The following is a 9,401-nucleotide window of genomic DNA, read 5'->3' as shown; positions in this document are numbered from 1 at the left end:
ATGAAACTGATGGCGGTATTGAACGCCAGCGTCCACTCCTGACCGGGCAGGTTTTGCGGGTTGAGCGGCAAGCGATCCTGAAACAGCAGGATTGCCGAGCCAGATCCGTCGCTTCAACTTGCGCACCGGTGACACCATCGTTGGCAAGATCCGCCCTCCAAAGGAAGGCGAGCGTTATTTCGCGCTGCTCAAGGTCGACACCATCAACTTCGACCGTCCGGAAAACGCGAAAAACAAGATTCTCTTCGAGAACCTGACCCCGCTGTTCCCGAACGTGCGCATGAAGATGGAAGCCGGTAACGGTTCCACCGAAGACCTGACCGGTCGTGTGATCGATCTGTGCGCCCCGATCGGTAAAGGCCAGCGTGGTCTGATCGTTGCACCGCCGAAGGCGGGCAAGACCATCATGCTGCAGAACATCGCAGCGAACATCGCTCGTAACAATCCTGAAGTTCATCTGATCGTGTTGCTGATCGACGAACGTCCGGAAGAAGTGACCGAAATGCAACGCACCGTGCGCGGCGAAGTGGTTGCCTCGACGTTCGACGAGCCGCCAACCCGTCACGTGCAGGTTGCCGAAATGGTGATCGAGAAGGCCAAGCGCCTGGTCGAGCACAAGAAGGACGTCGTGATTCTGCTCGACTCCATCACCCGCCTGGCTCGTGCCTACAACACCGTGATTCCGAGCTCCGGCAAGGTACTGACCGGTGGTGTCGATGCCCACGCCCTGGAGAAACCGAAGCGTTTCTTCGGTGCCGCGCGCAATATCGAAGAAGGCGGTTCGCTGACCATCATCGCCACCGCGCTGGTTGAAACCGGCTCGAAGATGGACGAAGTGATCTACGAGGAATTCAAGGGCACCGGCAACATGGAGCTGCCTCTGGACCGTCGTATCGCTGAAAAGCGTGTGTTCCCGGCCATCAACATAAACCGTTCCGGTACTCGTCGCGAAGAGTTGCTGACTGCCGATGACGAGTTGCAGCGCATGTGGATTCTGCGCAAGTTGCTGCATCCGATGGATGAAGTCGCTGCCATCGAGTTCCTGGTCGACAAGCTGAAAACGACCAAGACCAACGATGAGTTCTTCCTGTCGATGAAGCGCAAGTAAGTCGATAGCTCAGCCTAAAGCCGGGGAAACCCGGCTTTTTGCTATCTGTTTTTTGATCAGGTGGCAGTTCGAGGTTCTGAACCGAAAGGTTCGGCGCTAAACTGCCTGCCCCCGAACGCCACGGCCAACACGAGGCTCACGCATGCAGTATCGCGACTTGCGCGACTTTATCAGCGGGCTGGAACAGCGCGGTGAACTCAAACGCATCCAGGTTCCGGTGTCCCCAGTGCTCGAAATGACCGAGGTCTGCGACCGTACCTTGCGCGCCAAAGGCCCGGCCCTGCTTTTCGAAAAGCCCACCGGATACGATATCCCGGTACTCGGCAACCTGTTCGGCACCCCCGAACGCGTCGCGTTGGGCATGGGTGCCGATGCAGTCAGCGAGCTGCGCGAAATCGGCAAGCTGCTGGCGTTCCTCAAGGAGCCCGAGCCACCGAAGGGGCTGAAAGATGCCTGGTCCAAGTTGCCGATTTTCCGCAAGATCATCTCGATGGCGCCCAAGGTCGTCAAAGATGCGATCTGCCAGGAAGTGGTCATCGAAGGCGATGACGTCGATCTCGCGAAGTTGCCGGTACAGACCTGCTGGCCGGGCGATGTCGCCCCGTTGATCACCTGGGGCCTGACTGTCACCAAAGGGCCCAACAAGGATCGGCAGAACCTCGGTATCTATCGTCAGCAGGTGATCGGTCGCAACAAAGTCATCATGCGTTGGTTGAGCCACCGTGGCGGTGCGCTGGATTACCGCGAGTGGTGCGAGAAGCACCCCGGCCAGCCCTTTCCAGTTGCCGTGGCACTGGGTGCCGACCCTGCGAGCATACTCGGCGCCGTGACGCCTGTGCCCGACACGCTCTCCGAGTATGCCTTCGCCGGCCTGCTGCGTGGCAACCGCACCGAGCTGGTCAAATGCCGAGGCAATGATCTGCAAGTGCCGGCCACCGCCGAAATCATTCTTGAGGGCGTGATCCACCCAGGCGAGATGGCCGATGAAGGCCCGTATGGCGACCATACCGGCTACTACAACGAAGTCGACAGTTTCCCGGTGTTCACGGTCGAGCGCATTACCCATCGCATCAAGCCGATCTACCACAGCACCTACACCGGCCGTCCACCGGATGAGCCGGCGATTCTCGGCGTGGCACTCAATGAGGTGTTCGTGCCGATCCTGCAGAAGCAGTTTCCGGAAATCACCGACTTCTACCTGCCGCCTGAAGGCTGCTCTTACCGCATGGCCGTCGTGACCATGAAGAAGTCCTATCCGGGGCATGCCAAGCGGGTAATGCTGGGTGTCTGGTCGTTTTTGCGACAGTTCATGTACACCAAGTTCGTTATCGTCACCGACGACGATATCAACGCCCGGGACTGGAACGACGTGATCTGGGCCATCACCACGCGCATGGACCCCAAGCGCGACACGGTGATGATTGAAAACACACCGATCGACTACCTGGACTTCGCCTCGCCGGTTTCCGGCCTGGGCTCGAAGATGGGGCTCGATGCCACCCATAAATGGCCTGGCGAAACCACTCGCGAGTGGGGACGGGTGATCGTCAAGGACGATGCCGTGACCCGGCGGATCGATGCCATCTGGAATCAGTTAGGAATAGATTGATGCGTGTAACCTTGCAGCCCTCCGGAGCCGTATTGGACATTCTGCCCGGCGAGCGGATTCTCGATGGCGCACGCCGTCTGGGCTATGAATGCCCGCAAAGCTGCCGCAATGGCAATTGCCATGTATGCGCCGCGTTGCTGGTCGAAGGGCGGGTCGCACAGGCGGGTGGTGTGCGTGATCATGGCGAGTTCTACACTTGCATAGCGGAGCCGCTGGAAGACTGCATCGTGCTGTGGGATGGCGTGCTCGCGCTTGGGGAGTTGCCGGTGCGCAGTCTGTCGTGTCAGGTCACCAGTTGCACCGAAGTCGGTGGCGACACCTGGCGGGTGAGGCTGCGGGCGCCGGCCGGCAAGCCACCGCGTTATCACGCTGGCCAGTATCTGATGATCCATCGGGACAACGGCGAGAAGTCGTCGTTTTCACTGGCGTCCGCACCTTCGGCCGGGCGGGACCTGGAAATCCACGTGCTCGCGCGCGAAGCCAGCGCACAAAACCTGATCAGGCAACTGCAACGTGACGCGATGGTGCGGATCGACATGCCCTTTGGCGATGCGCACTTGGCCGAGCTGCCGGATGGGCCGTTGGTGCTGATCGCCGCGGGTACCGGCATGGGACAGGTTCACGGTTTGATCGAGCACTGTCGCGCCACCGGTTTCAAACACCCGGTACACCTGTATTGGGGTGTACGTCGTCCTGAGGACTTTTATGAAGTCGAACATTGGGACGAGTGGTTGAAGCTGCCCAACCTGTATTTGCACAAGGTTGTCAGCGATCAATGCGGCTGGCAGGGGCGCCGCGGCATGTTGCATGAGGCGGTTTGCGAAGACTTCCCCGATCTCAAGCAACTGCACGTGTATGCAAGCGGTTCGCCGGCGATGGTCTATGGCACGCTGGATGCGCTGGTAGAGGCCGGTATGGATGCGCATCAAATGCGTGCCGACGTATTTGCCTACGCACCGAGATCGTAAGGGGCAGGGAGATACTAGAAGCGCACGCCGGTTGTCACCATGGCGGCGTTGAAGCCGAGCAATACCAGCTCGGCTTGCACCGGGCCGTAATGTGCGCCAAGTGAAGGGATGATCACAGGCGCCACGCCAAAGCGATTCAAGGGAATCTTGTCCTGATACTTGCCGTGATAGCCTTCGAGCAACCCGCCCGTGAGTTTGATGTACACGGGATACTCGGCGTTTTCATAGCGTTTGCCCCCGTAGACATAATATGAACGCTGGCTGAACGAGTTGCGGAAAGTAGCGGCGCCAAACAGCCAGCCTGATGCTTGGTCACGCTCAAGGCCAATCAGGTCCTGATGATTATTGTGCTCGGGATCAGGAGAGTAATGCGTGGTGTACAAACTGGTTTGCAAGTACCAGGCGCCCGTGTTTTTTTCGGCCGTATCTTCTGCCAGAGCAAATGGCGCCAGGGACATCAGAAACAGTCCATACATCCAGGGTTTTTTCATATCGCGCAGTCCCATAGGCAGTCTGGCTCGTATCTTCGGGTGGCCGTTATACGTGACGCTCAATGTTGTGAGCAGAGGGAAAGTCCGAAGTGAGAGTAGGACATGTCTGACAAATGGTATTTGTCCTGAACGATACAATGCTTATGCATATTTCATTCTGGTATTTAAGATATTTCCCAAATGATATTAGGGTATATAAACAAGGCGTTCAGTCGGTAAAAAGCCCTTGTTTATCGGGCAGGCGGCCTTTAGCACTTTTCGTTGCATATTTACTGCTATATGTTCTATCAGGTAAATGTTACTTGCATCGTGTGATGCTTGCAGGACCAAACAGATATTGTCATGAGCGCCATCGAATCTGCTTTTTTGAATCTCGCTTATCCTCCGCGCCTCGATCTGGGGCCGCAGCTGACTCACGAACAACTTCTCGCCTCGATGCAAACCACCATGTCGCGCCACAAGGGCGGACCGGTCTGGTTGTTCGCTTATGGTTCATTGATCTGGCGGCCTGAATGCTCGGCGGTGGAACGGGTACGCGGCCGGGTTCACGGCTACCATCGTGGTTTGTATCTGTGGTCTCACGAACATCGCGGTACGCCGGAAATGCCCGGGCTGGTGTTCGGCCTGGATCGTGGCGGATCGTGCAGCGGATTTGCCTATCGCTTGCCGGAGGAGCAATTGGAGGCTTCGCTGTATGCCTTGTGGAAGCGCGAGATGCCTTTCCCGTCCTACCGCCCGCACTGGCTCAACTGCCGGCTTGAAGACGGCAATCAGGTTCAGGCATTGGGATTTGTTCTGGAGCGCCACCTGCCCAGCTACGCCGGCAACCTGCCGGATCATGTGTTGAGCCATGTATTCGAAAACGCCTGCGGGCGTTATGGCACCACTCGCGATTATGTCGAGCAGACTGCCCAGGCCCTGCGTAGCCACGCCATGCCAGATCGCAATCTGGAGGCGCGGCTCAAACGCTGCAGGGCGAAGGCTGATCAAACCGGCACGCCACGGCACTGACAGGCGTGCCATCCCATGGGTCCATGCCTGATGGCGGACTCAGCGAACCTGCACCACCACCTTGCCGACCGCCTTGCGCTGGCCAAGATCATTGATGGCCTGGGCGGCGTTGCTCAACGGGTAGGCCTGGGAAACCAGCGGCTTCAACTTGCCTTCGGCAAACCATCCGAACAATTGCTGGAAGTTGGCCGCGTTGTCCTGTGGCTGGCGCTGGGCGAACGAGCCCCAGAACACACCCAGTACAGCCGCACCCTTGAGTAGCGCCAGGTTGACCGGCAGTTCGGGAATGCGTCCGCTGGCGAAGCCGACCACCAGCAGGCGACCGTTCCAGGCAATGGCGCGGATGGCCTGGTCGAACAAATCTCCACCCACCGGGTCGTAGATCACGTCCGCGCCCTGGCCATCGGTCAGGCGCTTGATTTCGTCCTTGAGGCTCGACTCGCTGTAGTTGATCAGTTCATCGGCACCGGCAGCCTTGGCCACAGCGAGTTTTTCAGGACTGCTGGCGGCGGCGATCACGCGCGCGCCCATGGCTTTGCCGATCTCCACGGCCGCCAGGCCAACGCCACCGGAGGCGCCCAGTACCAACAGAGTCTCACCGGGTTGCAGATTGCCGCGCTGCTTGAGCGCATGCATCGAAGTGCCGTAGGTCATGCTGAAAGCCGCAGCGGTGTTGAAGTCCATGGCGGGCGGAATCGGCAGCACGTTGTATCCCGGCACCGCGACCTGTTCGGCGAAGCTGCCCCAGCCGGTCAGGGCCATGACCCGGTCGCCGACCTTCAGGTGGCTGATTTTCTCGCCGACCGCACTGACCACACCGGCCGCTTCGCCGCCAGGGGAAAACGGGAAGGGTGGTTTGAATTGATATTTGCCCTCGATGATCAACGTATCGGGGAAATTCACCCCGGCGGCGTGCACGTCCATCAGGATTTCGTTCTTCTTCGCGACAGGACTGGCGACGTCTTCCAGCACCAGCGATTCGGCAGGACCGAAGGCTTTGCACAGCACGGCTTTCATCAGGGCTATTCCTTTGGGAGTGGTGGCCGATAAGTGTAGGTGTGTGGGTCGACGGGTCAACGAGCATGCCCGGCCCTGATAATCAGCCATAAGCTTGTGCTTGAGCGGCGGGTCGTTATGCTAGGCCGCAAACCGGATAAGGAGCGAATTGTGAAAGCGTGGATCGTGTTGATGCTGGCCCTGTCTCTGCCTGCGGCGGCAGTGGCCGAAGAAGAAGCCAAAGAAGGTGCAGCTCCGAAGGTCAATTACATCACCCTCAGCCCGCCGTTCGTGGGCAATTATGGGCTGGACGGTTCGCCCAAGCTCAAGGTCTACAAGGCCGATGTGGCGTTGCGCGTAACCGGCGACGAGGCGACCAAGGCGGTCAGGGCCAACGAGCCCCTGATCCGCAATCAACTGGTGGCGCTGTTTGCCCAGCAGAGCACCGAGACGATGAACAACGTCGAGGCGAAGGAAAAACTGCGTCAGGAAGCCCTGAAGCAAACCCAGCAAATCATGAACGATGAAACCGGCAAGCCGGTGGTCGAGGATCTGCTGTTTAACAACCTTATCATCCAGTAATGCTGGATCCTGTAGGAGCCAGGCTTGCCGGCGATGGCGATTCTGAAAACGCCTTCGCCGGCAAGCCTAGCTCCTACAAGCGATGGCGATTCTGAAAACGCTTTCGCCGGCGAGCCGTGCTCCTACAAGCGATGGCGATTCTGAAAACGCTTTCGCCGGCGAGCCGTGCTCCTACAAGCGATGGCGATTCTGAAAACGCCTTCGCCGGCAAGCCGTGCTCCTACAAAAGTCCCCGCACCGCCGCCCATTGCTCCGGCGTCACCGGCATCACCGACAGCCGCGAACCTTTCTGCACCAGTGGCATCTCGGCCAGGGCTGTCTGCTGCTTCAGGTAGTCGAGCTTCAGCACCCTGGCAAACGTCTGGACATGCTCCACATCGATCGCGCTCCAGGCGTTCTTCTCCGTTGTTGCCTTTGGGTCGTAGTAATGGCTATCGGGCTCCAGCGCCGTTGGGTCCGGATACGCGGCCTCGACGATCTTGCCGATCCCGGCAATACCCGGCTCGGGACAGCTGGAGTGATAGAAGAAGAACTCGTCTCCCACCGCCATGGCCCGCAGGAAATTGCGCGCCTGATAGTTGCGAACCCCATCCCAGCGCGCTTTGCCGAGCTTCTCCAGGCCTTTGATCGACAGTTCGTCAGGCTCGGATTTCATCAGCCAATAGGCCATCGTTTGGCTCCTTGCTAGGTGTGTGGACGGGTTGTCCGGCCATTTTATGACAAACCGACAGTCGGTTGACGCCACCGTTTGCGTGCCGGTTCACGTTGTCGCAAAATGCCGGCCTTTAAAGCTTGACGCTGCTGCACGGCCTACAAACGGAAACCGCTGCTGACATCGTGTTGATATGCCTTTGGGGGGCAGTCGATGAAACGCAAACCGGATTTACTATGGATTTTGGTCATTTTGTTTGGCCTCGGCGTTGTCACCACCGGCTATGCCCAAAGCCTGTGGACAAACAAGGTCGATGCACCGATCGAGATCTCGCCACTGCAGCAACAGTCGACAGCCTTCAAGCGCTGAATTCGCCCTGGTCTGCCGCCGACCTCGGTGGCGCCTAACCTGCGAAGTACCAGGCCTTGTCCGTTACCGTTCCTTGCAGCGGCACATCCCAGCTCGCTTGAGCCAGTCGCTCCACCTTCTGACATTCATGGGCCAGGCCCAGAAGAATCGGCTTGCGCCAGTCATTCCGGCGCGCCAGATAGGCCAGGCTTCGATCATAGAAGCCGCCGCCCATGCCCAGGCGCCCGCCGACATCGTCAAAGCCCACCAAGGGCAATAACACCAGGTCCAGCGCCCAGACTTTACGTTGCCGGGCGAGGTTGTGCCTGGGTTCGAGAATGCGGAATCGATTTGGCCTGAGTCTTTCGCCGGGGCGGATACGCTGGAACACCATTTTGGTCCGTGGCCAGGCGCTGAGTACGGGTAGATAGGTGGCCTTGCCCTGGCGCTGGGCGGCACGAAGCAGCAGTTGCGGATCGATTTCACCGTCGGTCGGCAGGTACAGGGAAATGTGTTTGGCTCGGCGCATCAGCGGATGCTGGGCCAATTGCTTGTACAGTCCGCGGGCAGCCTGGCGTTGCTGACTGGGGGTCAGTGCGCGGCGGGCCTTGCGCAGCATGCGTCGAAGTTGCGGGCGAGGAAGCAGCGCAGGTTCGGTCATGAATTCGGGCTTCAGCAGTTCGGATGCGTAAAGCGTAACCGTAAAAAGCGGATCTACAAAAAAGCCGATGCCGGTATCAAAACCGGCATCGGACTGGAATCAGGCTCCCCGAATGTGCCGCTGTCGACTTAGCCCTTGAACCCGAGAGTTCAAGGTGGAAGATGCAGTAGGCTTTAAGGCTTTCCGTCTAGCGGACATGCACACCAGCCCAACGTGCAACCTCCAGGGTAGTGCAAATCGGCTCAGGGACATCGCCAACTGGCAAGCACCCCAGGGAGTGAATGGAGTATACCGCAAGCGGCGCGGCTAATCAGCCTTTGGTGACGTCCGGATCAGTGGCGAGCACCAGATCGACGCGATCGAGCAGGTCGCGCACCTGTTCGCGGGTCGATCCGCTGGCCTGAATGTCCGGGCGTTCTTCCTTGTGCAGCAGGTCGTGGGTGATGTTCAGCGCGGCCATGACGGCGATGCGATCGGCACCGATGACTTTGCCGCTGCTGCGGATTTCGCGCATCTTGCCATCCAGGTAGCGGGCTGCGCTCACCAGGTTGCTGCGTTGTTCCTGAGGGCAAATGATCGAATATTCTTTGTCGAGGATCTGCACGGTGACGCTATTGCTTGAACTCATGAGTCTTGCTCCAGGGCCTTGAGGCGCGAAATCATCGATTCGACCTTACGCCGGGCGATTTCGTTTTTTTCAATGAGGTGAGCGCGTTCCTCGCGCCAGGTCTTTTCCTGAGCTAATAAGAGTGCGTTTTGACTCTTAAGTTGCTCGACTCGAGTGATCAGCAGTTCGAGTCTGGCCATCAGCGCTTGCAGGTCGGTGTCTTCCATAAGGTCCACTGTGTCTGATGGGGTCGGACTGCAGGAGCGAGCACGCTCGCGATGGGCTGGAGTACGCCGCAGGGTGTCAGGCACCCAGCGTTATCGTTGGCGACCATCGCGAGCGTGCAACCACCAACAGGGGTAGTCGAT

11 protein-coding genes, 1 other RNA gene and 2 pseudogenes are annotated in these 9,401 nt (G+C 58.8%); 6 read left to right on the top strand and 8 right to left on the bottom strand.

Translation table 11 applies throughout. The annotated features are described in order from the left end of the window. Positions 1-95 (bottom strand): annotated as a pseudogene (locus ACQKP2_RS30640) (potassium-transporting ATPase subunit KdpA); the annotation flags it as partial. Here ACQKP2_RS30640 and rho point away from each other — a divergent pair. The 3 genes and pseudogenes from rho to ACQKP2_RS30625 all read left to right on the top strand — a co-directional run. Next, positions 95-1,108, top strand: a pseudogene (rho, locus tag ACQKP2_RS30635) (transcription termination factor Rho); the annotation flags it as partial. The pseudogenes ACQKP2_RS30640 and rho overlap by 1 nt on opposite strands. A gap of 142 nt (positions 1,109-1,250) precedes the next feature. Then, complete coding sequence (gene ubiD, locus ACQKP2_RS30630) at positions 1,251-2,717, top strand: 4-hydroxy-3-polyprenylbenzoate decarboxylase (protein ID WP_427582058.1); 1,467 nt, start codon at positions 1,251-1,253, stop codon at positions 2,715-2,717. Next, positions 2,717-3,685 (top strand): CDP-6-deoxy-delta-3,4-glucoseen reductase, encoded by a 969-nt coding sequence (locus ACQKP2_RS30625; protein ID WP_427582057.1) that lies wholly within the window; start codon positions 2,717-2,719, stop codon positions 3,683-3,685. Before ubiD ends, ACQKP2_RS30625 begins: the two co-directional genes overlap by 1 nt. Before the next feature lie 14 nt (positions 3,686-3,699). Here the strand turns inward: ACQKP2_RS30625 and ACQKP2_RS30620 are convergent, their stop codons facing one another. Continuing rightward, positions 3,700-4,176, bottom strand: coding sequence for a sn-glycerol-3-phosphate transporter (locus tag ACQKP2_RS30620; protein ID WP_427582056.1), 477 nt, complete (start codon positions 4,174-4,176; stop codon positions 3,700-3,702). 342 nt (positions 4,177-4,518) lie between these two features. Between ACQKP2_RS30620 and ACQKP2_RS30615 the strand changes: the two genes are divergently transcribed. Then, positions 4,519-5,187 (top strand): gamma-glutamylcyclotransferase, encoded by a 669-nt coding sequence (locus tag ACQKP2_RS30615; protein ID WP_427582055.1) that lies wholly within the window; start codon positions 4,519-4,521, stop codon positions 5,185-5,187. Positions 5,188-5,226: 39 nt separating this feature from the next. On the opposite strand, the gene ACQKP2_RS30610 is transcribed toward ACQKP2_RS30615, so the two are convergent. After that, complete coding sequence (locus tag ACQKP2_RS30610) at positions 5,227-6,204, bottom strand: NADPH:quinone oxidoreductase family protein (protein WP_427582054.1); 978 nt, start codon at positions 6,202-6,204, stop codon at positions 5,227-5,229. Positions 6,205-6,354: 150 nt separating this feature from the next. Between ACQKP2_RS30610 and ACQKP2_RS30605 the strand changes: the two genes are divergently transcribed. Then, positions 6,355-6,765 carry a flagellar basal body-associated protein FliL gene (locus tag ACQKP2_RS30605; protein ID WP_427582053.1) on the top strand — a complete coding sequence of 137 codons (411 nt, stop codon included), beginning with the start codon at positions 6,355-6,357 and terminating at the stop codon, positions 6,763-6,765. 220 nt (positions 6,766-6,985) lie between these two features. Here ACQKP2_RS30605 and ACQKP2_RS30600 read toward each other — a convergent pair whose 3' ends face one another. Then, a complete protein-coding gene (locus tag ACQKP2_RS30600; protein WP_427582052.1) occupies positions 6,986-7,435 on the bottom strand; it encodes an EVE domain-containing protein in 450 nt (149 codons plus the stop codon). Positions 7,436-7,630: 195 nt separating this feature from the next. Here ACQKP2_RS30600 and ACQKP2_RS30595 point away from each other — a divergent pair, with 195 nt between their 5' ends. After that, positions 7,631-7,786, top strand: coding sequence for a hypothetical protein (locus ACQKP2_RS30595; protein WP_427582051.1), 156 nt, complete (start codon positions 7,631-7,633; stop codon positions 7,784-7,786). A 34-nt stretch (positions 7,787-7,820) separates the two neighbouring features. Here ACQKP2_RS30595 and ACQKP2_RS30590 read toward each other — a convergent pair whose 3' ends face one another. The 4 genes from ACQKP2_RS30590 to ACQKP2_RS30575 form a co-directional block, all read right to left on the bottom strand. Then, a complete protein-coding gene (locus ACQKP2_RS30590) occupies positions 7,821-8,426 on the bottom strand; it encodes a 5-formyltetrahydrofolate cyclo-ligase (RefSeq protein ID WP_427582050.1) in 606 nt (201 codons plus the stop codon). 101 nt (positions 8,427-8,527) lie between these two features. Beyond that, a non-coding RNA gene (ssrS, locus tag ACQKP2_RS30585) (6S RNA) lies at positions 8,528-8,706 on the bottom strand. Between the two features lie 30 nt (positions 8,707-8,736). Beyond that, on the bottom strand, positions 8,737-9,054 hold the full coding sequence (locus tag ACQKP2_RS30580; protein ID WP_427582049.1) for a cell division protein ZapA: 318 nt from the start codon (positions 9,052-9,054) through the stop codon (positions 8,737-8,739). Next, positions 9,051-9,260 (bottom strand): TIGR02449 family protein, encoded by a 210-nt coding sequence (locus tag ACQKP2_RS30575; RefSeq protein WP_007940359.1) that lies wholly within the window; start codon positions 9,258-9,260, stop codon positions 9,051-9,053. The genes ACQKP2_RS30580 and ACQKP2_RS30575 overlap by 4 nt, the downstream gene beginning before the upstream one ends. Positions 9,261-9,401 lie beyond the last annotated feature (141 nt).

The organism is Pseudomonas sp. NPDC089569 (assembly GCF_050280625.1).
GTDB lineage: Bacteria > Pseudomonadota > Gammaproteobacteria > Pseudomonadales > Pseudomonadaceae > Aquipseudomonas.
Note: the sequence above shows the minus strand (reverse complement) of the source record. Positions and strands in the feature narration are given on the sequence as shown.

What these genes read in the sequence shown, in the direction of transcription:
- ACQKP2_RS30610 (WP_427582054.1), bottom strand. Translation starts at nt 6,204, where the DNA reads ATGAAAGCCGTGCTGTGCAAAGCCTTCGGTCCTGCCGAATCGCTGGTG.
- ACQKP2_RS30590 (WP_427582050.1), bottom strand. Translation starts at nt 8,426, where the DNA reads ATGACCGAACCTGCGCTGCTTCCTCGCCCGCAACTTCGACGCATGCTG.
- ACQKP2_RS30615 (WP_427582055.1), top strand. Translation starts at nt 4,519, where the DNA reads ATGAGCGCCATCGAATCTGCTTTTTTGAATCTCGCTTATCCTCCGCGC.
- ACQKP2_RS30600 (WP_427582052.1), bottom strand. Translation starts at nt 7,435, where the DNA reads ATGGCCTATTGGCTGATGAAATCCGAGCCTGACGAACTGTCGATCAAA.
- ubiD (WP_427582058.1), top strand. Translation starts at nt 1,251, where the DNA reads ATGCAGTATCGCGACTTGCGCGACTTTATCAGCGGGCTGGAACAGCGC.
- ACQKP2_RS30580 (WP_427582049.1), bottom strand. Translation starts at nt 9,054, where the DNA reads ATGAGTTCAAGCAATAGCGTCACCGTGCAGATCCTCGACAAAGAATAT.
- ACQKP2_RS30620 (WP_427582056.1), bottom strand. Translation starts at nt 4,176, where the DNA reads ATGAAAAAACCCTGGATGTATGGACTGTTTCTGATGTCCCTGGCGCCA.
- ACQKP2_RS30595 (WP_427582051.1), top strand. Translation starts at nt 7,631, where the DNA reads ATGAAACGCAAACCGGATTTACTATGGATTTTGGTCATTTTGTTTGGC.
- ACQKP2_RS30625 (WP_427582057.1), top strand. Translation starts at nt 2,717, where the DNA reads ATGCGTGTAACCTTGCAGCCCTCCGGAGCCGTATTGGACATTCTGCCC.
- ACQKP2_RS30575 (WP_007940359.1), bottom strand. Translation starts at nt 9,260, where the DNA reads ATGGAAGACACCGACCTGCAAGCGCTGATGGCCAGACTCGAACTGCTG.